Source organism: Stenotrophomonas sp. SMYL86 (genome assembly GCF_036320025.1).
GTDB classification, from domain to species: domain Bacteria; phylum Pseudomonadota; class Gammaproteobacteria; order Xanthomonadales; family Xanthomonadaceae; genus Stenotrophomonas; species Stenotrophomonas maltophilia_A.
Map to the genome: position 1 here is coordinate 19,375 of NZ_JAWIRU010000010.1, position 24,894 is coordinate 44,268.

Below are 24,894 nucleotides of genomic sequence, written 5' to 3' on the forward strand. Positions count from 1 at the left end.
CGCCTACTGACGAGCCCCCCGAGCCTCCCCTCCCGGCCCCCCCGCCGACAGCCCCCCGGAACGGAAAGCAGTCGAGCATGGCTCGACTCTACACAAGCCGGTTATTCCGGCTTCGTTTCCAGGAAATACGCCTCGACCTTGCCCTTGACCTTGATGGTCATCGGGTTGCCGCGGCGGTCGCGGGCCTTGCCGGCCTGCACGCGGATCCAGCCTTCGCTGACCGAGTATTCCTCGACGTTGTCGCGCTCGACGTCGTTGAAACGCACGCCAACGCCGCGCTCCAGCGCCTGCGCATCATGGAAGGGGCTGGCCGGGTTGATCGCCAGGTGGTCGGGAGGGGTATCGCTCATCGCTTCATTCACAGTGACGGCCACCAAGGCCGGCTTCAGCGGCACAGGATAAACCGTAGAATGCCGGCCTGCCCCAGAGGAAGTTCCGCCATGCCCGACAACAGCGACTATTTCGACTTCGAGGAAGACATCCACGACTTCGACGAAGACGGCTTCGAGGCGCGGGTCTGGAACCTGCTGGTACTGATCAACCCGGGCGACGAAGAGCTGGCCCTGCAGCAGTTCAACCGCTGGCGCGAGCACCTGGCCGAGGACGGGCAGCCGCTGGAAGCGGATAGCGACTGGCTGCCGGCGCTGTTCACGGCCATCGCCTGGCAGTCCGGTTTCGAGGTGGAACGAGATGACCTGGAATCGCTGCAGTCGGCGGTGAACGAGCTGTCGGCGCGCTTCAACCTGCAGCTGGACTGGGGCGGCGACCTGGACGACGAGGACTTCGCCGAAGACCTGGACGGCGTGCAGCTGATGTCCACCGCCTTCGACCGCCTGCGCGAGCACAACTACACGCTGTGGAGCGTGGATGCCGGCAGCGACGGCTTCACCGGCGTGATGGCGCTGACCCGCGACGACGACGCGATGCTGGCGCTGTGCTCGCTGCTGAACGTGGAAATCCGCCTGGGCAGCGACCCGTTCTGAGATTGATTGGTAGCGCCGGGCCATGCCCGGCGCTCCCATCTACGGCCGGTACTGCGCCCTGGCGTTGGCGATCACCGCTTTGACCAGCGCGCGGTCGGTGTGCCTTGAGATCGCCTGCGCGCCGAGCGCGATCGCCTGCGTACGCAGCTCGGCGGTGACGTCGTAGTGGGCGCCGCTGGCCTTGTTCTGGAAGGCCCGCGGGGGAATGCCGAGCTGCGCCGCCATCGCGTGCAGCTCGGCCAGGGTGTCGGCCATCAGGTGCGCCCAGCGCTGTCCGCGCCAGGGATGCACCGCGTCATCGACGTAGACCGTCACCGCCGCGGCCGGTTCAGGCCTGCGGCTTGCTGTCGCTGTCAGCGGCCGGAGCGGCCTCGGCAGCGGCTTCTTCGGCCACGTCGCCCTCGGCGGCTTCGCCTTCCTCGCCCTCAGCAGCGTCGACGCCTTCGAACTCGGCGACCAGCTTGTCCAGGTACTCGTCGGCGGTCTGCTCGGATTCGGCGGCCAGGGTGTCCAGCAGCTTCTGCAGCAGTTCGGAGTACTCCAGGTTGACCTTGCGGCCTTCCTTCTCCTGCACGTTGGCCAGGTGCTTGAGCATGGCCAGCATCGGCACCGGGTTCTCGGCATTGCCCATGGTCTGGCCGCCGATGGCCAGCAGCCACTCACGGCCCTGCAGGCCGATGGCCGCAACCACCTGGCCGTCTTCGTTGGTCAGCACGGCATGGTTCTGCACCTGCTGCTGCGCGTTCAGGCGGAGGAACGGGCGCTTGGCCTGCTGCTTCTTGCGCTTGTCGCGCTTGGCCTTGGAGTTCTGGGACATGGGGTGGAGTCACCTGGAAACGGAAAGACCGCCATTGTAGCGGGTGCGCCGGGTCATGCCCCTGGTGGGTGCGGACCTTGGTCCGCACGCTTTTCCCGGATGTGCGGACCAAGGTCCGCACCTACCGTTTACTTTGCCGGCCCCTGCGCGGCCTGCACGTCCGGGTCGGCGGCGGGGGCCGACAGCCCCACCTGCGGGCCGGCACCGGCCAGGGCGGCTGCTTCGGCGGCCTGGGTCATCACCACGATGCTGATGCGGCGGTTGATCGGATTCTGCGGGTCGGCCTTGTCGAACAGCACCGACGAAGACAGGCCGACCACGCGGGTGATCTTGCTGTCCTCCAGGCCGCCGTCCACCAGTGCGCGCCGTGCGGCGTTGGCACGATCGGCGCTCAGTTCCCAGTTGCCGTAGCCGCGCGCGGCCGAATAGGCGGTGATGTCGGTGTGGCCGGTCAGGCTGATCCGGTTCGGCACGTGGTTCAGGTAATTGGCCAGCTCGTGCAGGATCTGCTGCGTGTACGGCTTCAGCGTGGCGCTGCCGAGGTCGAACATCGGCCGGTTCTGCTTGTCCACGATCTGGATGCGCAGGCCTTCCGGGGTCAGATCCAGCAGCAGCTGGTCCTTGAACGGCTCCAGTGCCTGGCTCTTGCTGATCGCTTCCTGCAGTTCCTTCATCAGCGCTTCCAGCTGCTGCTTGTCGCGCTGCTGCTGGTCCACCGGCTGCGGCACGGCTTCCTTCTGGTTCTGGAAGGGATCGTTGCTGCTGCCCCGCGAGATGTCGGTGGCACCACCCAGCTTGATCATCGAGGTGCTGGCGCCACCTGGGCCGGCCATGCCGGGCGCCGGCGTGGCGTTCTGCCCGCTCAGCGGGCTGGGGTTGCGGAAGTACTCGGAAATGGCCGCACGGTCGTTCTTGTTGGTGGTGGCCATCAGCCACAGCACCAGGAAGAAGGCCATCATCGCGGTCACGAAGTCGGCATAGGCCACCTTCCACGAACCGCCATGATGGGCGGCGTGGCCGGCCTTCTTGACCCGGCGGACGATGACGGTGGGCTTGGTCTCGGCCATGGCTTACTTGACCGTCTTCAGGTGCTGCTCGAAATCGGAGAAGGCCGGGCGCACGTTCGACGGCAGCGTCTTGCGGGCGAATTCCAGCGCGATCTTCGGGTTGTAGCCACGCAGGCAGGCCAGCAGCGCGGTCTTCACCGATTCGTAGATGCGGCTGTCCTGCTCGGCGCGCGCTTCCATCGCGGCCGCCATCGGGCCGACGAAACCGTAGCCCAGCAGGATGCCCAGGAAGGTGCCGACCAGCGCGCCGGCAACATGGCCGCCGACCTCGACGATATCCCCGCCGATCGAACCCATGGTGATGACGATGCCGAGCACCGCCGCGACGATGCCGAAACCGGGCAGTCCGTCGGCGACCTTGGTCAGCACCTGCGACGGCGCCATGGCCTCGGCGTGGTGCTTTTCCAGCTCCAGTTCCAGCAGCGGCTCCAGCTCGTGTGGCTCGATGTTGCTGCCGATCATCAGGCGCAGGCAGTCGGTGATGAAGTCGATCAGGTGGTGGTCGGCCTGCACCTTGGGGTAGTTGCCGAACAGCGCGCTTTCGGCCGGGCGCTCGACGTGGTCTTCCAGCGCCATGAAGCCTTCGCGGCGGGCCTTGTTGAGCAGTTCATAGAGCAGGCTGAGGACATCGATGTAGTCCTGCTGCTTGTAGCGCGGGCCCTTGAACACGCCGACCATGGCCTGCAGGGTCTGCTTGACCGTCTTGGCCGGAGTGCCGACCAGGAAGGCGCCGAGCGCGGCGCCACCGATGATGACCAGCTCGTAGGGCTGCCAGAGGGCACCCAGGCGGCCGTGGGCACCGAGATAGCCCCCGATCACGCTGACGATGACGACCAGGAATCCAACGATGATGAGCATGGGGCGACGCAAGGAGAGGGGATATCTCCTTGTCGGCCCGTCGCCCGGATTTCTGAAGAGGGAATTCTGTGAAATCGGTCAGCGGGGTGTTTCAGCCCGCCACGCCGCTTTCGGCGCCGCCACGCTGCAACGGGTCGGGCCAGGGCTCGCCATTGCCGGTGAACGAAAGTGAGACGGAGTTCAGGCAGTGGCGCTCGTAGGTGGGCGGCGGGCCGTCCGGGAAAACGTGACCCAGGTGGCTGCCGCAGCGCGCGCAGGTGATCTCGGTGCGGACCATGCCGTGGCTGGTATCGCGGATTTCGCGCACGTGTGCCGGGTCGAACGGGGCGAAGAAGCTCGGCCAACCGGTGCCGGAATCGAACTTGGTGCTGGAGCGGAACAGCGGCAGTGCGCACAGCCGGCAGCAGTAGACACCCTCGCGCTTGTTGTCGAGGAACACGCCGCAGAACGGCGCCTCGGTACCGTGCTGCAGCAGCACGCGGCGCTCTTCACTGCTGAGGCCGGCGATCAGCGCCTCGGTCTGGGTGGCGGTGGGGGGCGTCAGGTCGAAGGCAGTCATGGCGGCGCTCCGTGGGGTTGATGGCCTGGGGATGGCGGAAAACGTGGGGGTGCCGGCGCGCGCTTGCAAGTGTGATGGCCGTTCATGGCCGGCACACAGGTGCAGGCGCAAGGTGAATGTGATCCACGCCGGAGCGTGACATGAAACCGACCCTTTCCCTGCTGTTGATGGCCCTGTTGCCCCTGGTCGCGCAGGCCCAGGTACCGACGTCGTCGAGCCCGACCGCCACCCGCAGTGCCACCACCGTGGCACCGCAGCCGGTGATGCCGCCGCCGCAGGCCGCCCGCCCGCAGCCGCAGGTCCTGCCGTCGGCGCAGCCGGCGCAGCCGATCAGGTCCACCGGTCCCGCCCAGATCGCGCCCACCCCGGCACCGAAGCCGGCCGACAAGGTGTACGACCGCAATGGCCGCATCGTCCCCGGGGTACGCCCGGCCGGTCCGAACCGCGTGTTCGATTCGCGTACCGGCCGCTATTACGACAGCGTGCCGGCCGGCGATGGCCAGCAGATCAAGCGCTGATCTCGGGTGCCAGACGAGGTTGGCTGCTACCGCACGCTGTCCGGCCTGAACGCACGAAAACAACCTGCTGCAGATCACTGCTTTTTCGCCTGCGATTAACCGTTCCGGGACCAACGTGACCGTGCGCCGGCATTGCGCCGCCGCATGTCCTTCGTCCACTGGATCGCGATCATGAAAAACCAGCAGAACCGTCATCCCGGCAAGGAACCGCAGGGCCGCAACCCGCAGCAACAGCAGCAACAGCAACAGATGGACCCGCAGCAGCCGCACAAGGGCGGCAAGCAGCAGGAACAGCGCTCGCAGAAGCATCCGCAGCAGCGCTGACGGACCCGGGGGTCAGAGCCCGCTGCACGGGATCTGGCCCCACTACCGTTCCGGACTCAATCCGGAATCGGCAGGCTCAGCGTTTCCTTCACTTCTTCCATCACGATGTAGCTCTTCGACTCTCGTACATGCGGCAGTGTCAGCAAGGTGCTGCCGAGCAGCTTGCGGTAGGAGGCCATTTCGCTGATCCGCGCCTTCAGCAGGTAATCGAAGTCGCCCGAGACCAGATGGCACTCCAGCACGTTGGGCAGCTTCAGGGCCGCGCGCCGGAACTCCTCGAAGATGTCGCCGGACTTGTAGGCCAGGCTGATCTCCACGAACACCAGCAGGCTGGCTTTCACCGCCGCCGGGTCGAGGTGGGCGTGGTAGCCGGTGATCACCCCTTCGCGCTCGAGCCGGCGCACGCGCTCGGTGCATGGGGTGGTGGACAGGCCGACCCGCTCGCCCAGTTCGGTGAAGGAGATACGGCCCTCGGCCTGCAGGATGCGCAGGATCTTGCGATCGATCTTGTCCAGTTCGCGGGTACGGGTGGCCATGGCCGTCAACCTTGGGGAATGAATTGCAGGAGAACATCCTGCCGGTTGATTGCAAATCAGGCAAATCAACTGGGAATGGCTGTCTATACTTCCCCAATTATGGTCCCGGCACGCTCCAGTGCAGGGAATGATCGGGTTGGAGAAGTCCCATGCGAGTCCTAGTTCTCGGCAGCGGCGTGATCGGCACCACCAGTGCCTGGTACCTGCGACAGGCCGGGTTTGAAGTCACGGTCATCGACCGCCAACCCGGCCCGGCGCTGGAAACCAGCTTTGCCAATGCCGGCCAGCTGTCGTTCGGCTACACCTCGCCATGGGCCGCCCCGGGCGTGCCGAAGAAGGCCATCGGTTGGCTGTTCGAGAAGCATGCGCCGCTGGCGATCAAGCCGGGCATGGACCTGGCCCAGTACCGCTGGCTGTGGCAGATGCTGCGCAACTGCACCCACGAGCGCTACGCGATCAACAAGGCGCGCATGGTGCGCATGTCCGAGTACAGCCGCGACTGCCTGAACGAGCTGCGCGCGCAGATCGGCATCGAGTTCGAAGGCCGCGACCTGGGCACCACCCAGCTGTTCCGCACCCAGCAGCAGCTGGATGCCTCGGCGCAGGACATCGAGATCCTGGCCCAGTACGGCGTGCCGTACGAGGTACTGGACCGCGCCGGCATCATCCAGGCCGAACCGGCCCTGGCCCATGTCGATGGCCTGGTCGGCGCGCTGCGCCTGCCGCGTGACCAGACCGGCGACTGCCAGCTGTTCACCCGCCGCCTGGCGCAGATGTGCGTGGATGCCGGTGTCGAGTTCCGTTTCGACCAGGACATCACCGGCCTGGAATTCGATGGCGACCGCATCACTGGCGTGCGCATCGACGGCAAGCTGGAAACCGCCGACCGCTTCGTGGTCGCGCTCGGCAGCTACTCGCCGGCGCTGGTCGCATCGTTGGGCATGCGCCTGCCGGTGTATCCGCTGAAGGGTTACTCGCTGACCTTGCCGATCACCGACCCGGCGATGGCGCCGACCTCGACCATCCTCGATGAGAGCTACAAGGTGGCGGTGACCCGCTTCGACGACCGCATCCGCGTCGGTGGCATGGCCGAAGTGGCCGGCTTCGACCTGTCGCTGTCGCAGCGCCGTCGCGAGACCCTGGAGCTGGTGGTCAGCGATCTCTACCCGAAGGGAGGCGACCTGACGCGCGCGCAGTTCTGGACCGGCCTGCGCCCGGCCACGCCGGACGGTACGCCGGTGATCGGCGCCACGCCATTCCGCAACCTGTACCTCAACACCGGCCACGGCACGCTGGGCTGGACCATGGCCTGCGGCTCGGGCCGCTACCTGGCCGACCTGATGAGCGCGCGCCAGCCGCAGATCAGCACCGAAGGCCTGGATATTTTCCGCTACGGCCAGTACGGTCACGCGCCGCAACAAGAGAACCGCACATGCGTCCTGCCCGCGCGCTGATCGATCTGGGCGCCCTGCGCAGCAACTACCGGCTCGCCCGTGAACTGGGCGGTGGCAAGGCCCTGGCGATCATCAAGGCCGATGCCTATGGCCACGGCGCAGTGCGCTGTGCGCAGGCACTGGAAGGCGAGGCCGATGGTTTCGGCGTGGCCACCATCGAAGAGGCGCTGGAACTGCGCCAGGCCGGCATCCGTGCGCCGATCCTGCTGCTGGAAGGCATCTTCGAGCCCAGCGACATGGCGCTGGTGGCCGAACACGATTTCTGGTTCGCGGTGGGCTCGCCGTGGCAGCTGGAAGCCCTGGTCGCGTTCGACAGCCCGCGCCCGCTGACGGTGTGGCTGAAGCTGGACAGCGGCATGCATCGCCTCGGCCTGGACGTGGACAGCTTCCGTGCGGCGCATGCACGCCTGTTGGCGCTGCCGCAGGTCGAACGCATCGTGCTGATGACCCACCTGGCACGCGCCGACGAGCTGGACAGCGAGCGCACCCACGAGCAGGCCGCGACCTTCGCCCGCGCCACTGACGGGTTGGAAGGCGAGACCAGTGTGTGCAACTCGCCGGCGCTGCTGGGCTGGCCGGATGTACGCAGCGACTGGGTGCGCCCGGGCCTGATGCTGTACGGTGCCAACCCGCTGCCGGACAACACCGCGCTGACCGAGCGCCTGCGCCCGGTGATGACGATGCAGTCGAAGGTGATCGCCGAACGCTGGATCGAGGCCGGTGAGCCGGTGGGCTATGGCGCGCGCTTCGTGGCCAAGGCACGCACCCGCGTGGGCGTGGTCGCGCTCGGCTATGCCGACGGTTATCCGCAGTTCGCCCCGAATGGCACCCCGGTGCTGATCGATGGTCAGCCCGGTGCCCTGATCGGGCGCGTGTCGATGGACATGCTGACCGTGGACCTGACCGCGCACGCGCAGGCCGGCATCGGCAGCGTGGTGGAACTGTGGGGCAGTGCACCGACGCTGTCCGAACTGGCGCCGCGCTGCGGCGTGAGTGCGTACCAGCTGCCCTGCGCGGTCAAGCGCGTGGCGAAGGTCTATCAGGATTGACCGAACGCTGGCCGTGCACGGCTCTGGTAGCGGCCGACCTTGGTCGGCGCTTTGAATGCGTGTCGACCAAGGTCGACACCTACCGACGGGCTTTACGCGCAGTGGTCGCCGGGCGCGGCTCTGGTAGCGGCCGACCTTGGTCGGCGCCGTGATTGCGTGTCGACCAAGGTCGACACCTACCGGTAGGGACCGGTCGGCGCGCACGGCTCTGGTAGCGGCCGACCTTGGTCGGCGCTCTGAATGCGTGTCGACCAAGGTCGACACCTACCGGTAGGGACTGGTCGGCGCGCTCGGCTCTGGTAGCGGCCGACCTTGGTCGGCGCTTTGAATGCGTGTCGACCAAGGTCGACACCTACCGGTGGGTCGCGCCGCCCGGGATCATCGCGCGGCGGTGGCCTGGCTGGCCAGCTGCCGCTTCACCCAGTCATCGATCAGGCGCTTCTCGTAGCGCAGCGGGTCACTGTCGCTCTTCAGCCCCAGGTTGTGCAGGTAGCCGGTATCGCTGAGGCGCGCATCGCCCTCGCTGACAATACGGCCGCTGGCATCCTTCAACGTGTACTGCAGGCTGATCCGCGGCGGGTAGATGTCGCGCATGATCCGGATGTCGCGGCCACGCGGGCCGTGCCACGGCTCGTAGTCACCGGCGCGCTTGATGTCGACCAGGGTCACATCGAGGGTCTGCCCAGGCTGCAGCGGCTTGGCGGCGGTGGTCTGCAGGTAGCGTGCCAGCTGCTGTACCCAGTCGCCACGCTCGGCCTCGAAGCGGTTGGTGCTCTGGCGGATCTCGGTGAATTTGGCCGGGTCCTCCCATTTCACGCTGACCGGGCCATCGGCCTGCAACGCACGTGGCGCGTCCGCATCGGTCACGGTGCGCGGTGCAGCGTTGGCGCCGCCCGCCACCAGGGCGCCTGCCAGCAGGGCAATCGCGAGTGAGCGTTTCATGACGGTCTCCTGCGTCCCCGCGATGGGGACGATGTTGATCACGGATCGAGTGTGATCCTGCGGCCGGGCCGCCGCAATGGCAGATTGCGTCATGCACAAGAGTGGTTGCCGCCAATTCATCGTCGTCAACCATGACTGACGGCGCTTGACGCTGTGAATACGCCCTTTGGAAGATGCTGTGCCTCCAACCCGGCCTGCACTGACGCCCTTGTCCACACTGCCGCCCCTCGTGGAGCGCCCACCGATGATGGTGCCGGCGCCCGAACCCGACCTGCATCATGGCGTGCTTGAGCGCATCAACGCCGGTTTCTGCGTGATCCAGGTGCTGTTCGAGGGCGATCGTGCGGTCGACTATCGTTTCATCGAGGTCAACGACGCCTTCGAGCGCCACACCGGCCTGAAGGATGCGCGTGGCCAGCGCATGACGGCGCTGGAACCGGGCCACGAGGAAGACTGGTTCCGCATCTACGGCGAAGTTGCCCGCAGTGGCCGGCCGGCACAGTTCGAGATGGAAGCGCGTGCGCTGGGCCGCTCGTTCGCGGTGGATGCGGTGCGCGTGGGCCGCCCGGGTGAGGACAAGGTCGGCATCCTGTTCTTCGACATCACCGCGCGCAAGCAGATGGAAGTGGAGCTGGGCGAAAGCGAAGCCCGCTTCAGTGCGCTGGCCGATGGCCTGCCGATGCCGGTGTGGGTGCTCGACGAGCGCGGCCACGCCCGTTTCGTCAACAGCGCTTTCAGTGAGTTCTTCGGCGGCGACGAGACGCGCGTGCCGGAAGACGTCTGGCGTGGCCTGGTGCACCCGGACGATGCGTCGGTGTTCGAGTACGAACTGCAGGAAGCGCTGAAGGCACAGCGGTCGATGCATGCGCTGGTGCGGGCCCGACGCGCCGATGGCGACTGGCGTTGGCTGGAGATGAACGCGCGTCCACGCTTCTCGCGGATGGGCCGCTTCATCGGCCTGGCCGGCAGCAGCCCGGACGTGACCGAACGCCGCGAGATCGAACTGGCCCGCGAGGAGCTGCTGCAGTCCGAGCGTGCCGCGCGCAGCGCAGCCGAGAACATGGCACGGCTGAAGGACGAGTTCCTGGCCACGCTGTCGCATGAACTGCGTACGCCACTGACCACCATCCTCGGTTGGAGCGAACTGCTGCTGCAGCGCGTGGACAACACCAGCCCGCTGTACAAGGGCCTGAACGTGATCGCCAACAGCGCCGGTGCGCAGAAGCGGCTGATCTCGGACATGCTCGACCTCAGCAGCATGCTGCTGGGCAAGGTGCAGCTGGAGGTGGAGATACTGGACCTGCGCGACCTGCTGGGCGAAGCCATCGGCGCGCAGGAGCTGGTCGCCGAAGGCAAGGCGCTGGACGTGAGCCTGCAGCTGCCGGAGCAGCCCAGCCTGGTGCTGGGCGATGCCACCCGCCTGCAGCAGGTGTTGTGGAACCTGCTGTCGAATGCGATCAAGTTCACCCCGGCCGAAGGCCGCATCGATCTGCAGCTGCAGGCCGACGGCAACCACTGGGTGATCACCGTGCGCGACACCGGCGACGGCATCGCGCCCGAATTCCTCAATCATCTGTTCAGCCGCTTCCGCCAGGCCGATGGCACCACCACCCGACGCCATGGCGGCCTCGGCCTGGGCCTGGCCATCGTGCAGCAGCTGGTTGAACTGCATGGCGGTACCGTCACCGCTGCCAGCGAGGGCCATGGCCACGGCGCCACCTTCACCGTGCGCCTGCCGCAGCACATTCCCGATGCCGAACGGCGGCCGCTGCGCGAAGTGATCAGCGGACCGATCCTGGAGCCGGTGATCGTCGAGCCGTATCCGCTGCGTGGCATGCACGTGCTGGCGGTGGAAGACCAGCCGGAAGTGCTGGAATACCTGCGGCGCATGCTGGAAGAGCAGGGCGCAAGCGTGTCGGCAGCCAGCTCGGCCGGTGAAGCGCTGGCGCTGCTGGCCGATACCGGGCACCTGCAGTACCACGTGATGCTCACCGACATCGGCATGCCGGGCATGGATGGCTATGGCCTGGTGCGCACGCTGCGCGAGGACATGGGCGTGGATGCGATGACCCTGCCGGCGGTTGCCGTGACCGCGCTGGCACGTGCCGATGACCGGCGCCGAGCGTTGGCGTCGGGCTTCCAGGAACACGTGGCCAAGCCGTACTCGGTGGCACAGCTGGTGGCTGCGGTACGCAAAGTGCAGGTGCCACGCGCGGACAGCGCGCTGCACTGAGCATTCACGGCCGATCGGCGACCCTGCACGCAGGAGGTCGCCGATGTCCCGTACAGCTCCCCGCATCCATACCGATCCGGCGCAGATCGCGCGCCTGGAAGCCCTGCTGCCGCAGCTGGAAGGCGAAACGCAGGTGGAACTGACCCTGCAGGATGGTCGCCGACTGCTCGGCACCGTCGCCGTGAAACCGACGGTGCAGCAATACCGCAACGAGGCCGGCGACGAAGGCAGCAACGGCCAGCTGCGCCTGGATGACTACGATACGCCGGTGCAGCAGCACCACGTGTGGCTGGACGAGATCGCCAGCATCCGCAGGTTGCCGCCCAGGGTCTGACGGCAACCTGCCAACCCCATCCACGCATGGCGTGGATCTACGGAAATGGAAAGGGCCACGCATGGATGTGCGTGACCTCGTCATCGGCCAGGCCTCATGCCGTCCACGCACAGCGTGGATTTTCCAGAGGTTGCAGTAGAGCCACGCCATGCGTGGCTGTTGGGATCAATGCTCGAACAACGTAGGCGTCGCCTCGAAACGGCGCGCGTAGGCGCGTTCTTCAGCGACCCGGGCCACCTCGTCGTCGGCCAGGTCCGGTGCGCCGTACACCGCATAGGCCACGCTTCCGTCGGCACCATGGCCGACCTGGTGCAGCCGGTAGCGCGAGTGGCCACCGCCGGTGTCCTCGGGGTAATGCACGGGCGGATGGCTGCCTTCCAGGTCCATTTCACTGTTGTCGACCACGCCACCGACGAACAAGGCTCGCATGCAGGTTCTCCTGGGTTTCCGGGGGAGCCTCTACCCTGAACGTTTCAATGTTGCTGGCAGATCAAGGCCCCGTTCGGGTTTCGCAAAGCGGCCGCCGGGGCCGGCCCGGCCAAGCCGGTACAATGGACGGCCCTCACGCTTGAAGTACCCGCGCCGATGGCCTCCAGCGACGACGCCCCCCTGCAGACCCTGTTCCTGCCGTTCTCCCAAGGCGCCCTGCGCTGGCCGGAGGGCCCGGTGGCCTTCCTGCGTGCCCGCGACGGCTGGCCGCTGCGCGAAGTGGCCGGCAACCGCGAAGTGCATTGCGAGCAGAGCTTTGCCCCGTTCGCACAGCCGCTGCAGCAGGCCGCCGGCTGGACCGTCAGCGGCCAGCTGGATGATGTGGCCGGCAAGGGCCGCTACCCGCTGGTGCTGGTGCTGCCGCCGCGCCAGCGCGAGGAGGCCCGTGCCCTGTTCGCGCGCGCGCTGGCGCTGGTCGCCGACGGCGGCCGCATCGTCGCCTGCCAGTCCAACAACGAAGGCGCACGTTCGGGCGAGGGTGACCTCAAGCAACTGACCGGCCTCGGCGGCAGCCTGACCAAGAACCACTGTCGCGTGTACTGGACCGCCCCGATGCAGGGCCAGCACGACGCCGACCTGGCCAAGCGCTGGTCGGCACTGGATGCGGTGCGGCCGATCGTCGGCGGCCGTTTCCTCAGCCGCCCGGGCGTGTTCGCCTGGGATCGCATCGACCCGGCGTCGGCGCTGTTGGCCGAGCACCTGCCGGCCGACCTGGCCGGGCGTGCCGCCGACCTCGGCGCGGGCTATGGCTACCTGTCGCGCGAGCTGCTGGAACGCTGCCCGAAGATCACCGCGCTGGATCTGTACGAAGCCGAGCAGCGTGCGCTGGCCCTGGCCGAACTGAACCTGGCGCCGCCGCCGCGCGCGCTGCCGCTGCGCTTCCTGTGGCAGGACGTCACCGCCGGCATCGAGCCGGGCTACGACGTCATCATCAGCAACCCGCCGTTCCACACGCCCTCGCGCGCCGATCGCCCGGACATCGGCCAGCGCTTCATCGCCGTGGCCGCGCAGGCGCTGCGCCCGGGCGGACGCCTGTACGTGGTGGCCAACCGCCACCTGCCGTACGAGTACACGCTCAACGAGAGCTTTGGCGCGGTGCGCGTGATCGCCGAGCGTGATGGCTTCAAGCTGGTGGAAGCGGTGAAGGGGAAGGGCAAGTGAAGCTGGTCAAGCTTATCGCCAACCTGGGCTATGGCAGCCGCAAGCAGGTGCAGTGGATGTTCCGCGAAGGCCGCGTCACCGACGCCGACGGCGAGGTGCTGTATGCCGACGACCAGGTGCCGCACGAGGCGATCCGGGTCGACGGCGAGCCGCTGGACCCGCCGGTGGGGCTGTCGATCGCGCTGCACAAGCCGGCCGGCTACACCTGTTCGACCAAGGACACCGGCCGCCTGATCTACGACCTGCTGCCGCCGCGCTTCCGCGACCGCGATCCGGTGCTGTCCACCGTGGGCCGCCTCGACCGCGAGACCAGCGGCCTGCTGCTGCTGACCGACGATGGCGGCCTGCTGCACCGGATCATCTCGCCGAAGTCGAAGCTGCCCAAGGTCTACGAAGTGGAACTGAGCGACGACCTGCGCGGCGACGAAGTGGCGTTGTTCGCCAGCGGTACGCTGATGCTGGAGTCCGAGAAGACCCCCCTGCTGCCGGCTGAACTGGAAGTGCTGGATGCGCGTCGCGCACGCCTGGTACTGCATGAAGGCCGCTACCATCAGGTACGCCGCATGTTCGCCGCCACCGGCAACCACGTGCAGGCCCTGCACCGCAGCCGCGTCGGCGGGCTGGACCTGCAGGGACTGGACGAGGGGCAATGGCGGCAGCTCACCTCCACCGATCTGGATACGCTGTTCGCTCCATGACCACCATCGCTGCGCTGCCGTTCCTGCCCGACGCCGTCATCTTTGACATGGACGGCCTGATGATCGACAGCGAGCGGGTCTCGCTGGCCTGCTGGAGCGAGGCGGCCGACGAATTCGGGCTGGGCCTGGACGAGACCGTGTTCCTGCGCATGGTCGGCCTCGGTGACCGTGACACGCACGCGCTGCTGCGTGCGCAGGGTATCGAGGACAGCGTGATCGAAGCGGTGGCCGCACGCTGCCATGAGCTGTACGAAGCACGCACACAGACCGGCCTGCCGCTGCGTCCGGGCATTCTGGAGCTGCTGGAGCTGCTGAAAGCGCACGCGGTACCGCGCGCGGTGGCAACCACCACGCGGCAGCCGCGGGCCAACCGCAAGCTGGCCGCTGCCGGCCTGCTGCCGTATTTCGATGCCGTGATCACCAGTGGTGATGTGGCGCGGCCGAAGCCGGCGCCGGATATCTACCTGCTGGCCGCGCAGCGGCTGGGCCAGGTGCCCGAGCGCTGCCTGGCGCTGGAAGACTCACCGGCCGGCACGCGTGCAGCGCTGGCGGCCGGCATGACCGTGATCCAGGTGCCGGACCTGGTGCATCCGGATGAAGAGCTGCGCGCACTGGGCCACCGCATCGTCGGCTCGCTGGTGGACGCGCACGCGCTGCTGCTGCCGCTGCTGCCGAGGTAACGGTGGGCGCCGACCGTGGGTCGGCACACCCAATGCCCCGGTAGGTGCCAACCTTGGTTGGCACACCCAATGCCCCGGTAGGTGCCAACCTTGGTTGGCACGCCCAAACGCCCCGGTAGGTGCCAACCTTGGTTGGCACGCTTTTCAATGCAGTCGAGCAAGCTCGACTCTACGGGTGCCGACCGTTGGTCGGCACGCCTTCCCATCACACCCGGCCGAACACCAGCGCCGCGTTGGTGCCACCGAAGCCAAAGCTGTTGGACATCACGGTATCCAGCTTCTGCTCGCGGCTCTCGCGCAGGATCGGGAAGCTTTCCACCTTCGGGTCCAGTTCGCCGATGTTGGCCGAACCGGCAACGAAGCCATCGCGCATCATCAGCAGGCAGTAGATCGCCTCATGCACGCTGGCCGCACCCAGCGAGTGGCCGGACAACGCCTTGGTCGAGGACAGCGGTGGCACCGCATCGCCGAACACTTCGCGGATCGCGTTGAGCTCGGTGACGTCGCCCAGCGGCGTGGAAGTGCCGTGGGTGTTGAGGTAGTCCAGCGGACGATCGACGCCCTGCAGCGCCATCTTCATGCAGCGCACCGCGCCTTCACCGGACGGCGCGACCATGTCGGCGCCATCGGAGGTCACGCCATAGCCGATCAGCTCGGCATGGATGTGCGCACCGCGCGCAACGGCGTGGTCGTAGTCCTCCAGCACCAGCATGCCGCCGCCACCGGCGATGACGAAGCCGTCGCGGTCCTTGTCGTACGGACGCGAGGCGCTGGCCGGGGTCTCGTTGAAGCTGGTCGACAGCGCACCCATCGCATCGAACATCACGCTCATCGACCAGTGCAGGTCTTCACCGCCACCGGCGAACATGATGTCCTGCGCGCCATGGCGGATCATGTCCGCGGCGGCGCCGATGCAGTGCGCCGAGGTCGCGCAGGCGGCCGACAGCGAGTAGCTGACACCCTTGATCTGGTAGGCGGTGGCCAGGCAGGCCGAGACCGTCGAGCACATCGTGCGCGGCACCATGTACGGGCCGACCTTGCGCACACCGCGTTCGCGCAGCAGGTCGACTGCGCCGATCTGCCATTCGCTGGAGCCGCCGCCGGAACCGGCGATCAGGCCGGTGCGCAGGTTGCTGACCTGCTCGGGGCTGAGCCCGGCATCGGCGATCGCATCGCGCATGGACAGGTAGGCGAAGGCCGCCGCATCGCTCATGAAGCGCTTCTGCTTGCGGTCGATCAGCGCCTCCAGGTCGAGGTCGACGCGACCGCCTACCTGGCTGCGCAGGCCCGCTTCGGCGTGGTCGGCCAGGGCGGTGATGCCCGAGCGCCCTTCGCGCAGCGCAGCCGAAACGGTATCCAGATCATTGCCGAGGCAGGACGTGATGCCCATGCCGGTGATGACGACGCGACGCATCAGAAGCTCCCGGTTTCAGTGAACAGGCCGACGCGCAGGTCGCGCGCGCTGTAGATTTCGCGGTCATCCACGTACATGCGGGCGTCCGACTGGGCCATCACCAGCTTGCGGTTGATGACACGGCTGATGTCGATCTCGTAGCGCACCAGCTTGGCCTCCGGCAGTACCTGGCCGGTGAACTTCACCTCGCCGCAGCCCAGGGCGCGGCCCTTGCCGGGGGCGCCCAGCCAGGTCAGGAAGAAGCCGGTCAGCTGCCACATGGCATCCAGGCCGAGGCAGCCGGGCATCACCGGGTCGCCGATGAAGTGGCAGCCGAAGAACCACAGGTCCGGGCGGATATCCAGTTCGGCGCGTACCATGCCCTTGCCATGCGGTCCGCCGTCCTCGCGGATGTCGGTGATGCGGTCGAACATCAGCATCGGATCGTTGGGCAAACGGCCGGCGGCGGTGCCGAACAGTTCACCGCGTGCGCTGGCCAGCAGCTGTTCGCGGTTGAACGCGTGGAGACGGGTCATGAAGCACAATCCTGGAAGCGGGGAAACAGGGAAACAAGCGCTCGAGGATGCCCGTGGAAACTGCGCCGATCAAACATTTCAACCGTACGCAACCGTAGTGTTTTCAATGGAATACGCGCATCCTGTTGATGTGCAACGACCATACTTCGGCGTGTGGCCCGTTCGGCACGCCCCCGCCCTTTCCGCCTGACATGACCCGACTGCGCAAGATCATCCACGTCGACATGGACGCGTTCTACGCGTCGGTGGAGCAGCGCGACGATCCGTCACTGCGCGGCAAGCCGGTGGTTGTGGCATGGCGCGGCGCGCGCTCGGTGGTGTGCGCGGCGTCGTACGAGGCACGCGTGTTTGGCGTGCGTTCGGCGATGCCTGCCGTCCGTGCCGAGCGCCTATGCCCGGACGCGATCTTCGTGCCGCCGGACTTCGCGCGTTACAAGGCGGTGTCACAACAGGTACGCGCGATCTTCCTGCGCCATACCGACCGGGTCGAGCCGCTGTCGCTGGACGAGGCCTACCTGGACGTGACCGAGCCGAAGAGCGGCATCGAACTGGCCACCGATATCGCCCGTGCCATCCGCGCGCAGATCCGCGAGGAGACGAACCTGACCGCTTCAGCCGGGATCGCGCCGAACAAGTTCCTGGCCAAGATCGCTTCGGACTGGCGCAAGCCCGACGGCCAGTTCGTGATTCCACCGCAGCGGGTGGACGCCTTCCTGCTGCCATTGCCGGTGAACCGCGTGCCCGGCGTCGGCAAGGTGATGGAAGGCAAGCTGGCCGCGCGCGGCATCGTCACCTGCGGCGACCTGCGGCAGTGGGCACTGATCGACCTGGAAGAGGCGTTCGGCAGTTTCGGCCGCAGCCTGTACAACCGCGCACGCGGCATCGACGAGCGGCCGGTGGAGCCGGACCAGCAGGTGCAGTCGATTTCCTCCGAGGACACCTTCGCCGAGGATCTGCCGCTGGAAGACCTGGGGGAGGCGATCGTGCAGTTGGCAGAGAAGACCTGGAATGCCACGCGCAAGACCGAACGCGTCGGCCACACCGTGGTGCTGAAACTGAAGACCGCGCAGTTCCGCATCCTCACCCGCAGCTTCACCCCGGAGCGCCCGCCGGAATCGATGGAAGAACTGCGCGACATCGCCCTGGCCCTGCGCGCCCGCGTCGACCTGCCGGCGGAGACACGTTACCGCCTGGTCGGCGTCGGGCTGGGCGGCTTCCGCGAAAAGGAACCGATGGTGCAGGGCGAATTGTTCGAGCACGGGCCGAACGAGTCCCCACCTAGCTGATCTTCGTGTCGACCAAGGTCGACACCTACCAAGAGCAGGTCATGCCATCCAGACAGGTTGCGGAGACATGCCATCTAGGCAGATCGCAGAGAACTGTCGAAGGCGGGGTGGGTCCGGTTGCGGGGGCGTGAGCGCCATGGATGGCGCGACCGAGCCTCCATGGACGGATTCACGGCGTCCCCCGCAACCGGACCCACCCCGCCATCCCACGGAATCCCACGGATAGCCAGCTGTTGCTGTTGCTTCGGCTGTTGCCGTTGCATTGAGCAGGTGCAGGGCGCAGCCCTGCAAAAGAAAACTCCCTACCTCATGGCCACTGCATCTCGCCCTTGGCCACCTTCGCACTCAACTCCAGCGACGCCACGCCCGCCAGCTTCGGGTAGCGCGCCTGCATCGCCTTCACCAGTGCCGCACTGTCCTTCGCCTTTGCCGCCTCAACATCGAACGCGCGGATGTAGTCCGAGGTGAAGCGCAGCGCACTGGCATCCAACGCCGCACCCGGCGCGTAATGCCCCGGCACCACCACCTTCGGCTTCAGTGCCTGCAGCCGCTGCAGGGTCTGCAGCCAGTCGGTGTGCGACTTCGGCGTCTGCGTGTCGGCCATCCACACGTGTTCACCGGCCACCACCGGAATACCACCGACGATCGCGCGCAGCGACGGCACCCACAGCACCGTGCGGTCCGGGGTCGGGCCATCGAGGCCGATCAGCGGCAGGCGCTGGCCTTCCAGTTGCAGGGCATCGCCGTCCAGCACCTGCGGCACCACGATGCGCGCCGGCACGTCGGCGCCCATCTTCGGTCCCCAGTAGGCCAGCTTGCCGGCCTGGGTTTGCTGGATGTGGGCGACGGTCTGCGCAGTGGCGACGATGCGCGCCTGCGGGAACGCGTCCTGCAGCGTGGCCAGGCCGAAGTAGTAGTCCGGATCGCCGTGGCTGATGTAGATGGTGGTCAGCTGCTTGCCGCTGGCGCGGATCAGCTCGACCAGCTTGCGCGCGTCGCTGGCACCAAACTGCGCATTGACCAGGATCGCGTCGTGGCGGCCTTCGATCAGCACCGAGGACACCGAGAACATCGCCTGCGGGCCGGGATGGAAGGTCTGCAGGTGCAGCTGGGATTTCGTGGCTGTGGCCGGCGCTGCGGCGGCCGGCGCGGCGAGCAGTGGCGCACTGGTGAAGCTGGCGGCCAGGGCGAGGGGAAGCAGCAGGGCAGCGGTACGCATGGGGCATTCCTTGTGGCGGACGGCGAGCCGGGCGTGGGCCTGGCTCACAGGTGGGTAGCGCCGGGCCATGCCCGGCGGCCTGGCATCAGTACGCCGCAGTGATGATCTGCTTCGGGTACTGGTGCGCTTCCAGCTCGGCGACGAACGCCGCGCCGTAGTCGGCGTAGCTGATGCGGCTGTGGCCGCTGGCATCAGCGAGGAAGGCCTTGGCCTGCACGCGGTACTGGCCGCGCTCTTCACCCGGGCCGATTTCGGCGGCCGGCGAGAAGAAGGTCCAGTCCAGGTCATCCACTGCCTGCAGGCGGTTGAACGCCTCACGGTGGGCCAGTGCGTACGGCTTGTAGGCCTCCGGGAAGGTGGGGGTATCGACCAGCTGCACGCCGGGTGCGACTTCGAGGCTGCCGGCGCCACCGACCACCACCAGGCGGGGCACGCCGGCCTTGCGTGCGGCGGCGGCCAGCTGCGCGGCGATCTCGCCGACGCGGCCGATGTCATCGCCCGGGCGCGGGCCGTAGGCACTGGCCAGCACGTCGTGGCCGGTGATGGCGGCAACCAGCGCGTCCTGGTCATCCAGCGAGGCGATCACCGGATGGGCACCGGCCAGCTCGGCCGGCAGGTCCTGCGCGCTGCGCACGATGACAGTGAGTTCGTGGCCGCGGGCCAGCGCGTGGCGGGCGATCTGGCGGCCGATGTTGCCGGTGGAACCAACGAGGGCGATTTTCATGGCAGGACTCCGTGGGGCGGTGTGGGGTGGGAATGGGGCCACTCTAGGCTGCTGCAGTTGCTCGAAAAACAGCGTATAACGCGCTTGTTTGTTGCATGGATCGAGCATATGGACCGATTGACCGCCATGACCGTGTTCGTCGAGGTGGCCGAGCGCGGCAGCCTCACCGCCGCCGCCGAGGTGCTGGACATGTCGCGGGCGATGGTCAGCCGCTACCTGGCCGAGGTCGAGAGCTGGCTGGGCGCACGCCTGCTGCACCGGACCACGCGCCGGGTCAGCCTGACCGGCCCCGGTGAGGCGGCGCTGGCGCGCTTCCGGCAGATGCTGGCGATCGGCGAAGAACTGCAGGGCGAGCTGGCCAGTGATGATCCCGAGCCGCATGGCACGCTGCGGGTGACCGCCAGTGTCTCGTTCGGGCAAAGCCACCTGGCGCGGGCGGTGGCCGGCTTCGTGGCGCGCCACCCAGCGGCGCGCATCGAGCTGCTGCTGGTCGACCGCACCGTGAACCTGGTGGAGGAGCGGGTGGACCTGGCCGTGCGCATCGCGCGCCAGATCGACCCCAGCCTGATCGCACGGCGACTGGCCACCTGCCGCTCGGTACTGTGCGCGACGCCGTCCTACCTGCAGGCGCGTGGCACGCCGACCGCGCCGGAGCATCTGGCTGCGCACAACTGCCTGACTCACCACTACGTCGGCAAGAGCCTGTGGCAGCTGCACCGCGATGGGCGTTCGCTGTCGGTGGCGGTGGGCGGCAACATCAGTGCCAACGAGGCCTCGCTGCTGCTGGAGGCGGTGCGCGCCGGTGCCGGCATCGCCATGCTGCCGACCTACCAGGTGGCGCCGTTGCTGCGCAGCGGTGAGCTGATCGAACTGCTGCCCGGATTCAGCCTGGACGAACTCGGCATTCATGCCGTGTACGCGTCACGGCGCCAGCAGCCCGCTATCATGCGGCGATTCCTGGATTTCCTGGGCGAGTGTTTCGCCAGCCCGGCCTTCCAGGATCTGGATTGGCGCCCACCGGGCAAGGAGAACACATGAACCATGGACAGGCCTTGATCGACCACAACCGTGCTGCCTGGGACCGCCAGGCCAGCGAAGTGCGCGAATGGTCGCGCCCGGTGGAAAGCTCAACGATTGCCGCCGCGCGCGAAGGCCGCTGGCAGGTGCACCTGACGCCCCGCGCGTTGCCACTGGACTGGATGGGTGATGTGCGGGGCCGTCGCATCCTGTGCCTGGCCTCAGGCGGTGGCCAGCAGGCACCGGTGCTGGCCGCTGCGGGCGCTGACGTCACCGTGTTCGATCTCTCCGACGGGCAGCTGGAACAGGACCGCAGGGTCGCCGCGCGCGATGGCCTGCAGCTGCGCACCGTGCAGGGCGACATGCGCGATCTGCACGTGTTTGCCAACGACAGTTTCGATGTGGTGTTCCACCCGATCTCGAACCTGTACGTGCCTGATGTGCGCCCGGTGTGGACCGAGTGCCGCCGCGTGCTGGCACGCGATGGCATGCTGATGGCCAGCTTCTACAACCCGGTGCTGTTCGTTGGCGCGCGCGATCCGCAGCTGGATGCACAAGGCCTGATCCGGCCACAGTACGCCATTCCCTATTCGGACCTGGAAGACCTGGCGCCGGCCGAGCGCGAGGCGAAGCTGGCACGGGGTGACGCGCTGACCTTCGGCCACAGCCTGACCGAACTGATCGGTGGGCAGCTGGATGCCGGCTTCGTCATCGATCGCTTCATGGAAGACTGGCAGCCGCAGCCGCGCTTCCTGATCGATCGCTATCTGCCCACCTTCCTGGCGACCCGCGCGCGCCGGATCGGCTGAGGCGGATCGGCGCAAAAACCAGCGGCGTACAATGGACGGCCCCACGTCATGCAGGTGCCGTCCCTTGTCGTATCCCTATCCGCTGGTCGTGTTCGACCTTGATGGCACGCTGGTCGACAGCGCAGCTGATATCGCCGAAGCACTGAACCGCACGCTGGAGGACATCGGTGTGGCACGCGTGCCGGAAACCACGGTGCTCGGTTGGATCGGCGACGGTGTGCGCCGCCTGGTTGAACAGGCCGTGCATGCGGCCGGCCGCGAGGTGGACCTGGCCGAAGTGATGCCGGTGTTCATGGTGCACTACCGTGAGTGCCTGCTGCGCAGCCCGCGCCTGTTCGATGGCGTGGCCGAAGCGCTGACGCAGCTGCGTGCGCGCAACGTGCCGCTGGCGATCTGCACCAACAAGCCCGAAGCGCTGGTGCCACCGCTGCTGCAGCATCTGGGTATTGGTGATGCGTTCGCGCTGGTGCTGGGCGGAGATTCGCTGCCGCAGCGCAAGCCCAGTGGCGAACCGCTGCGGCACATCGCCGCGCACTTCGGGTTGCCGGCGGACACCTGCCTGATGGTGGGTGATTCGTTGACCGACTACCGTGCCGCCGAAGCGGCCGGCATGCCGATCGCGCTGGTGCGCTATGGCTATCCGCGCGGCCTGGACCTGGCCACCGCGCATGCGGTGGCGGTGATCGACGACCTGCGTGAGTTGCCGGGGTTGCAGGGCTGATGCAACGGACATCCCTGGTCGCCGGCCGGTAACCCGGGCTGACGCAATGGGTAGTGCCGGCCGCGGGGCCGCCCCCCGGGGTGGGGGGCCGCCAGTGAGTGTGTTTGCGGGGCGCGGCCCGGCCAACCAGGAGCGGGGCCCCGCCCGCGGGGGCCGCCCCCCCCCGCCCCCGCCGGCCCCCCCCCCCCCCCCGCCACTACCATGACCGTCGCGGTCACTTCGGCTGGTAACGCACGCTCAGCTGGTACTCGCGGCCCGGCTGGTTGAACCACGCCACGGTTTCATACTTGCGGTCGAACACGTTGGCGGCGCGCGCCAGCAGCGACCACGACGGTGTCAGCGCGTACTCGGCGCGCAGGTCCAGCGTACCGTAGCCGCCAACCTTCACCGAGTTGCTGGCGTTGTCATAGCGCTTGCCCGCACCCTGCACGGTCAGGCCGGCGCGGACGTCACCGAAGCGGCGGTCGATGTCCAGGCGTGCGGTCTGCTGCGCGCGGCGCGGCAGCCAGTTGTCGAACTGGGTGCTGCCGTGGGTGCGGTTGCGCGGGTCGGTATAGCTCAGCTGCGCGTTGATGTCGAAGCCGGCCAACAGCACGCCACCGGTCAGCTCGGCACCACGGATGCGCGCCTTCTCCACCTGCCGCATCTTCATCGTGGAGGCATCGTAGGTGATCAGGTCATCGATGCGGGTCTCATAGACGTCCAGGCCCCAGTGCCAGCCCTGGCCCTGCTGCGAAACACCGAGGTTGGCGCTCTTGGACTTCTCCGGGTTCAACGTCGGCACGCCGCTCCACGGGTCGTACAGGTCGCTGAAGGTCGGCGCCTTGAACGCCGTGCCGTAGCTGGCATTGACGCGCAGGCCGTGCTCCAGTTCCATCGCCCAGCCCACGCTGCCGGTGGCATGGTTGCCGAACTGCTGGTTGTCGTCATTGCGCGCGCTGGCCTGCAGCTGGTGGCGGCCGAAGCGGCCCTGGTACTGCACGAACACACCGGTGTTGCGGCGGCTGTCGACGAGATATCCGGCGCTGCTGCCGTCCAGGTTGTCTTCGCTCCAATCCACGCCTGCACTCAGCAGCTGGCCCTCGGCCACGCCGAAGTCGCCCTGCAGCGAGGCGCTGTCACGATGGGTCTGGGCGCTGCCGAACACCCCCGGTGCGCCGAAGTTGTCCGACTCGTTGTCACTGCGGCCGACGTTGGCTGTGAAAGCCAGGCGTTCAGACGGGGTGTAGCGCACTTTGCCAGCGAGCACCTGCTGGCGGGTTTCCGAATAGTTGTAGTAACCGTCGTAGTGGTTCTTGCCGTCGGCGCGCAGTGCGCTGCCTTCCACGGTCCACTGGTCGTTGAAGCTGTAGCCGCCGCGCAGGCTCTTGGACAGGTTGCGGTAGCCGTCGCGGTCGTGCTCGTCGGCAAAGCAGCCCGCGGTGAACACCGAGGCGGAGCCGCGGCAGGCATCGATGCCGTCGGAATGCTGGTAGGCGATGTCGGCGCCGAACCAGCCGCGTTCGGTGCCACCGCCGATGCCGCCGCTGGCTTCGCGCAGGCCGTTGCTGCCACCGCCGAGCTGGAAGTGCGGAGCGAAATCGCCCTGGTTGCGGCGGGTGAAGATCTGGATCACGCCACCAATGGCGTCGGCACCGTACAGGCTGGACTGCGGGCCGCGTACGATTTCGACGCGCTCGATCTGCGCCAGCGGCAGGTCCTGGTACATGGCCAGGCCGAGGTCGGCACTGTTGATGCGCACGCCATCCACCAGCACCACGGTGTGGCCCGAGTTGGTGCCGCGCAGGAACAGCGAGCTCTGCTTGCCGAGGCCGCCGGAGTTGGTCAGGTTGATGCCGGCGCGGCCGCGCAGCAGTTCCTGCAGCGACGTGGCCTGGCTGGATTCGATCTGCGCGCGGTCGATCACCTGGGCCGGCGCGATGCTGTCCTGCAGGGCGATCGGGGTGCGGGTGGCGGTGACCAGGATCTGGTCGAGCGCGGTGGTGTCATCGGCGGCCTGGGCCAGCGCGGGCAGGGCGGCCAGCACGGCCAGGGACAGCATTCGGGACTGCAGCTTCATGGGGGACTCCAGGTGCCACGCACGCCCGCGTGGCGAAGGGGAGGAGCCGCGAAGGCAGGCATGCGCCGACGCCGCAGCGCAGGCTGCGGTCATCCAGCGCCATGCCCACCGCATCGCGACCTGAGGCTTCCTGGCCGGTCTCCGGGCTTGCCGCCGGGTGGCGCGAGGCCACCGTCCAGGCGCCTTCCCATGCCTGCGGCACAGTGGCGTTGTTGCCTGGAACTGACGTGCTTACCGTTGCGGGGGCAGCGCCGGCCTGGCGTGGAATCACGCGTCACCGGCTTCCCGTTTCAACCTGCCGGCCGTGGCCGCAGGTCACCTGGAAGTGCGCGCAGTCTACGGCATCGCAGGCGGCCCGTAGCGTCGAGCCTGCTCGACTGCCTTTGCTGTGCCCTTAGAATGGTCCCTCGATCCCGTGGTGCCGTTGC

General features: G+C 67.6%; 28 protein-coding genes and 1 riboswitch. Of the genes, 14 read left to right on the forward strand and 14 right to left on the reverse strand.

The annotated features are described in order from the left end of the window. Positions 1-101 precede the first annotated feature (101 nt). Positions 102-350: a DUF3297 family protein gene (locus V3B64_RS12380; RefSeq protein ID WP_012509930.1), complete on the reverse strand. Its 249-nt coding sequence runs from the start codon at positions 348-350 to the stop codon at positions 102-104. A gap of 90 nt (positions 351-440) precedes the next feature. Between V3B64_RS12380 and V3B64_RS12385 the strand changes: the two genes are divergently transcribed. Then, positions 441-983: a hypothetical protein gene (locus V3B64_RS12385; protein ID WP_005407911.1), complete on the forward strand. Its 543-nt coding sequence runs from the start codon at positions 441-443 to the stop codon at positions 981-983. 39 nt (positions 984-1,022) lie between these two features. Here V3B64_RS12385 and V3B64_RS12390 read toward each other — a convergent pair whose 3' ends face one another. The 5 genes from V3B64_RS12390 to msrB form a co-directional block, all read right to left on the reverse strand. Continuing rightward, entirely contained in the window at positions 1,023-1,298 is a 276-nt protein-coding gene (locus V3B64_RS12390) for a DUF4031 domain-containing protein (protein WP_049398338.1), read from the reverse strand. Positions 1,299-1,311: 13 nt separating this feature from the next. Next, positions 1,312-1,800, reverse strand: coding sequence for a hypothetical protein (locus V3B64_RS12395; protein ID WP_005407913.1), 489 nt, complete (start codon positions 1,798-1,800; stop codon positions 1,312-1,314). 128 nt (positions 1,801-1,928) lie between these two features. Then, a complete protein-coding gene (gene motB / locus V3B64_RS12400) occupies positions 1,929-2,867 on the reverse strand; it encodes a flagellar motor protein MotB (protein ID WP_049398339.1) in 939 nt (312 codons plus the stop codon). Between the two features lie 3 nt (positions 2,868-2,870). Next, on the reverse strand, positions 2,871-3,725 hold the full coding sequence (gene motA / locus V3B64_RS12405; protein WP_032128746.1) for a flagellar motor stator protein MotA: 855 nt from the start codon (positions 3,723-3,725) through the stop codon (positions 2,871-2,873). Between the two features lie 91 nt (positions 3,726-3,816). Continuing rightward, positions 3,817-4,284 carry a peptide-methionine (R)-S-oxide reductase MsrB gene (gene msrB / locus V3B64_RS12410; protein ID WP_005415117.1) on the reverse strand — a complete coding sequence of 156 codons (468 nt, stop codon included), beginning with the start codon at positions 4,282-4,284 and terminating at the stop codon, positions 3,817-3,819. A gap of 140 nt (positions 4,285-4,424) precedes the next feature. On the opposite strand from msrB, the gene V3B64_RS12415 reads away from it, so the two are divergent. Both V3B64_RS12415 and V3B64_RS12420 read left to right on the forward strand, forming a co-directional pair. After that, positions 4,425-4,802: a classical arabinogalactan protein 4 gene (locus V3B64_RS12415; protein WP_201118084.1), complete on the forward strand. Its 378-nt coding sequence runs from the start codon at positions 4,425-4,427 to the stop codon at positions 4,800-4,802. A 144-nt stretch (positions 4,803-4,946) separates the two neighbouring features. Continuing rightward, positions 4,947-5,126, forward strand: a complete 180-nt coding sequence (locus V3B64_RS12420) for a hypothetical protein (protein WP_004140556.1) — start codon at positions 4,947-4,949, stop codon at positions 5,124-5,126. A 56-nt stretch (positions 5,127-5,182) separates the two neighbouring features. On the opposite strand, the gene V3B64_RS12425 is transcribed toward V3B64_RS12420, so the two are convergent. Then, on the reverse strand, positions 5,183-5,662 hold the full coding sequence (locus tag V3B64_RS12425; protein ID WP_005407919.1) for a winged helix-turn-helix transcriptional regulator: 480 nt from the start codon (positions 5,660-5,662) through the stop codon (positions 5,183-5,185). A 149-nt stretch (positions 5,663-5,811) separates the two neighbouring features. On the opposite strand from V3B64_RS12425, the gene V3B64_RS12430 reads away from it, so the two are divergent. After that, positions 5,812-7,116 (forward strand): D-amino acid dehydrogenase, encoded by a 1,305-nt coding sequence (locus V3B64_RS12430; protein WP_125892441.1) that lies wholly within the window; start codon positions 5,812-5,814, stop codon positions 7,114-7,116. Continuing rightward, positions 7,095-8,165, forward strand: a complete 1,071-nt coding sequence (gene alr, locus V3B64_RS12435; RefSeq protein ID WP_329914204.1) for an alanine racemase — start codon at positions 7,095-7,097, stop codon at positions 8,163-8,165. Before V3B64_RS12430 ends, alr begins: the two co-directional genes overlap by 22 nt. A gap of 378 nt (positions 8,166-8,543) precedes the next feature. Here the strand turns inward: alr and V3B64_RS12440 are convergent, their stop codons facing one another. Continuing rightward, positions 8,544-9,107, reverse strand: coding sequence for a DUF3016 domain-containing protein (locus V3B64_RS12440; RefSeq protein WP_010484117.1), 564 nt, complete (start codon positions 9,105-9,107; stop codon positions 8,544-8,546). Positions 9,108-9,351: 244 nt separating this feature from the next. Between V3B64_RS12440 and V3B64_RS12445 the strand changes: the two genes are divergently transcribed. Both V3B64_RS12445 and V3B64_RS12450 read left to right on the forward strand, forming a co-directional pair. Next, positions 9,352-11,340 carry an ATP-binding protein gene (locus V3B64_RS12445; RefSeq protein ID WP_049424820.1) on the forward strand — a complete coding sequence of 663 codons (1,989 nt, stop codon included), beginning with the start codon at positions 9,352-9,354 and terminating at the stop codon, positions 11,338-11,340. A gap of 43 nt (positions 11,341-11,383) precedes the next feature. Then, positions 11,384-11,674, forward strand: coding sequence for a DUF3247 family protein (locus V3B64_RS12450; RefSeq protein ID WP_032128738.1), 291 nt, complete (start codon positions 11,384-11,386; stop codon positions 11,672-11,674). A gap of 165 nt (positions 11,675-11,839) precedes the next feature. Here the strand turns inward: V3B64_RS12450 and V3B64_RS12455 are convergent, their stop codons facing one another. Next, the gene (locus tag V3B64_RS12455; RefSeq protein WP_005407925.1) at positions 11,840-12,103 is read right to left on the reverse strand and encodes a hypothetical protein; all 264 of its coding nucleotides are present in this window, start codon (positions 12,101-12,103) and stop codon (positions 11,840-11,842) included. Between the two features lie 156 nt (positions 12,104-12,259). Between V3B64_RS12455 and V3B64_RS12460 the strand changes: the two genes are divergently transcribed. Genes V3B64_RS12460 through V3B64_RS12470 form a run of 3 tightly spaced genes read left to right on the forward strand, consistent with a single transcriptional unit; the run spans position 12,260 to position 14,702 of the window. Continuing rightward, positions 12,260-13,324 carry a class I SAM-dependent methyltransferase gene (locus V3B64_RS12460; protein ID WP_032128737.1) on the forward strand — a complete coding sequence of 355 codons (1,065 nt, stop codon included), beginning with the start codon at positions 12,260-12,262 and terminating at the stop codon, positions 13,322-13,324. Continuing rightward, the gene (locus tag V3B64_RS12465; protein WP_005407927.1) at positions 13,321-14,022 is read left to right on the forward strand and encodes a pseudouridine synthase; all 702 of its coding nucleotides are present in this window, start codon (positions 13,321-13,323) and stop codon (positions 14,020-14,022) included. The genes V3B64_RS12460 and V3B64_RS12465 overlap by 4 nt, the downstream gene beginning before the upstream one ends. Beyond that, entirely contained in the window at positions 14,019-14,702 is a 684-nt protein-coding gene (locus V3B64_RS12470) for an HAD family phosphatase (protein ID WP_049398344.1), read from the forward strand. The genes V3B64_RS12465 and V3B64_RS12470 overlap by 4 nt, the downstream gene beginning before the upstream one ends. A gap of 205 nt (positions 14,703-14,907) precedes the next feature. Here the strand turns inward: V3B64_RS12470 and fabB are convergent, their stop codons facing one another. After that, on the reverse strand, positions 14,908-16,116 hold the full coding sequence (gene fabB, locus V3B64_RS12475; RefSeq protein WP_014645811.1) for a beta-ketoacyl-ACP synthase I: 1,209 nt from the start codon (positions 16,114-16,116) through the stop codon (positions 14,908-14,910). Beyond that, positions 16,116-16,631, reverse strand: coding sequence for a 3-hydroxyacyl-[acyl-carrier-protein] dehydratase FabA (fabA, locus tag V3B64_RS12480; protein ID WP_005407930.1), 516 nt, complete (start codon positions 16,629-16,631; stop codon positions 16,116-16,118). The genes fabB and fabA overlap by 1 nt, the downstream gene beginning before the upstream one ends. 191 nt (positions 16,632-16,822) lie before the next feature. Here fabA and dinB point away from each other — a divergent pair, with 191 nt between their 5' ends. Further along, positions 16,823-17,917, forward strand: a complete 1,095-nt coding sequence (gene dinB, locus V3B64_RS12485) for a DNA polymerase IV (RefSeq protein WP_329914205.1) — start codon at positions 16,823-16,825, stop codon at positions 17,915-17,917. Positions 17,918-18,224: 307 nt separating this feature from the next. On the opposite strand, the gene V3B64_RS12490 is transcribed toward dinB, so the two are convergent. Together V3B64_RS12490 and V3B64_RS12495 are read right to left on the reverse strand one after the other, a co-directional pair. Next, positions 18,225-19,136: an MBL fold metallo-hydrolase gene (locus tag V3B64_RS12490; protein WP_329914206.1), complete on the reverse strand. Its 912-nt coding sequence runs from the start codon at positions 19,134-19,136 to the stop codon at positions 18,225-18,227. An 85-nt stretch (positions 19,137-19,221) separates the two neighbouring features. Further along, positions 19,222-19,860 carry an NAD(P)H-binding protein gene (locus V3B64_RS12495; protein ID WP_032128733.1) on the reverse strand — a complete coding sequence of 213 codons (639 nt, stop codon included), beginning with the start codon at positions 19,858-19,860 and terminating at the stop codon, positions 19,222-19,224. 108 nt (positions 19,861-19,968) lie between these two features. Here V3B64_RS12495 and V3B64_RS12500 point away from each other — a divergent pair, with 108 nt between their 5' ends. The 3 genes from V3B64_RS12500 to gph all read left to right on the forward strand — a co-directional run bounded on the left by V3B64_RS12500 (position 19,969) and on the right by gph (position 22,407). Further along, positions 19,969-20,898, forward strand: a complete 930-nt coding sequence (locus V3B64_RS12500; protein ID WP_329914207.1) for a LysR family transcriptional regulator — start codon at positions 19,969-19,971, stop codon at positions 20,896-20,898. Continuing rightward, positions 20,895-21,686, forward strand: a complete 792-nt coding sequence (locus V3B64_RS12505; RefSeq protein ID WP_087921417.1) for a class I SAM-dependent methyltransferase — start codon at positions 20,895-20,897, stop codon at positions 21,684-21,686. Before V3B64_RS12500 ends, V3B64_RS12505 begins: the two co-directional genes overlap by 4 nt. A gap of 64 nt (positions 21,687-21,750) precedes the next feature. Further along, positions 21,751-22,407 carry a phosphoglycolate phosphatase gene (gene gph, locus V3B64_RS12510; protein WP_329914208.1) on the forward strand — a complete coding sequence of 219 codons (657 nt, stop codon included), beginning with the start codon at positions 21,751-21,753 and terminating at the stop codon, positions 22,405-22,407. Between the two features lie 214 nt (positions 22,408-22,621). Here gph and btuB read toward each other — a convergent pair whose 3' ends face one another. Continuing rightward, positions 22,622-24,466, reverse strand: coding sequence for a TonB-dependent vitamin B12 receptor (gene btuB, locus V3B64_RS12515; RefSeq protein ID WP_329914209.1), 1,845 nt, complete (start codon positions 24,464-24,466; stop codon positions 22,622-22,624). Between the two features lie 114 nt (positions 24,467-24,580). Continuing rightward, positions 24,581-24,804: riboswitch (cobalamin riboswitch) on the reverse strand. Positions 24,805-24,894 lie beyond the last annotated feature (90 nt).

Coding starts and splice junctions, on each gene's coding strand:
- V3B64_RS12380 (WP_012509930.1), bottom strand. CDS start 350: ATGAGCGATACCCCTCCCGACCACCTGGCGATCAACCCGGCCAGCCCC.
- V3B64_RS12385 (WP_005407911.1), top strand. CDS start 441: ATGCCCGACAACAGCGACTATTTCGACTTCGAGGAAGACATCCACGAC.
- V3B64_RS12395 (WP_005407913.1), bottom strand. CDS start 1,800: ATGTCCCAGAACTCCAAGGCCAAGCGCGACAAGCGCAAGAAGCAGCAG.
- motB (WP_049398339.1), bottom strand. CDS start 2,867: ATGGCCGAGACCAAGCCCACCGTCATCGTCCGCCGGGTCAAGAAGGCC.
- motA (WP_032128746.1), bottom strand. CDS start 3,725: ATGCTCATCATCGTTGGATTCCTGGTCGTCATCGTCAGCGTGATCGGG.
- msrB (WP_005415117.1), bottom strand. CDS start 4,284: ATGACTGCCTTCGACCTGACGCCCCCCACCGCCACCCAGACCGAGGCG.
- V3B64_RS12415 (WP_201118084.1), top strand. CDS start 4,425: ATGAAACCGACCCTTTCCCTGCTGTTGATGGCCCTGTTGCCCCTGGTC.
- V3B64_RS12420 (WP_004140556.1), top strand. CDS start 4,947: ATGTCCTTCGTCCACTGGATCGCGATCATGAAAAACCAGCAGAACCGT.
- V3B64_RS12425 (WP_005407919.1), bottom strand. CDS start 5,662: ATGGCCACCCGTACCCGCGAACTGGACAAGATCGATCGCAAGATCCTG.
- V3B64_RS12430 (WP_125892441.1), top strand. CDS start 5,812: ATGCGAGTCCTAGTTCTCGGCAGCGGCGTGATCGGCACCACCAGTGCC.
- alr (WP_329914204.1), top strand. CDS start 7,095: ATGCGTCCTGCCCGCGCGCTGATCGATCTGGGCGCCCTGCGCAGCAAC.
- V3B64_RS12440 (WP_010484117.1), bottom strand. CDS start 9,107: ATGAAACGCTCACTCGCGATTGCCCTGCTGGCAGGCGCCCTGGTGGCG.
- V3B64_RS12445 (WP_049424820.1), top strand. CDS start 9,352: ATGATGGTGCCGGCGCCCGAACCCGACCTGCATCATGGCGTGCTTGAG.
- V3B64_RS12450 (WP_032128738.1), top strand. CDS start 11,384: ATGTCCCGTACAGCTCCCCGCATCCATACCGATCCGGCGCAGATCGCG.
- V3B64_RS12455 (WP_005407925.1), bottom strand. CDS start 12,103: ATGCGAGCCTTGTTCGTCGGTGGCGTGGTCGACAACAGTGAAATGGAC.
- V3B64_RS12460 (WP_032128737.1), top strand. CDS start 12,260: ATGGCCTCCAGCGACGACGCCCCCCTGCAGACCCTGTTCCTGCCGTTC.
- V3B64_RS12470 (WP_049398344.1), top strand. CDS start 14,019: ATGACCACCATCGCTGCGCTGCCGTTCCTGCCCGACGCCGTCATCTTT.
- fabB (WP_014645811.1), bottom strand. CDS start 16,116: ATGCGTCGCGTCGTCATCACCGGCATGGGCATCACGTCCTGCCTCGGC.
- fabA (WP_005407930.1), bottom strand. CDS start 16,631: ATGACCCGTCTCCACGCGTTCAACCGCGAACAGCTGCTGGCCAGCGCA.
- dinB (WP_329914205.1), top strand. CDS start 16,823: ATGACCCGACTGCGCAAGATCATCCACGTCGACATGGACGCGTTCTAC.
- V3B64_RS12490 (WP_329914206.1), bottom strand. CDS start 19,136: ATGCGTACCGCTGCCCTGCTGCTTCCCCTCGCCCTGGCCGCCAGCTTC.
- V3B64_RS12495 (WP_032128733.1), bottom strand. CDS start 19,860: ATGAAAATCGCCCTCGTTGGTTCCACCGGCAACATCGGCCGCCAGATC.
- V3B64_RS12500 (WP_329914207.1), top strand. CDS start 19,969: ATGGACCGATTGACCGCCATGACCGTGTTCGTCGAGGTGGCCGAGCGC.
- V3B64_RS12505 (WP_087921417.1), top strand. CDS start 20,895: ATGAACCATGGACAGGCCTTGATCGACCACAACCGTGCTGCCTGGGAC.
- btuB (WP_329914209.1), bottom strand. CDS start 24,466: ATGAAGCTGCAGTCCCGAATGCTGTCCCTGGCCGTGCTGGCCGCCCTG.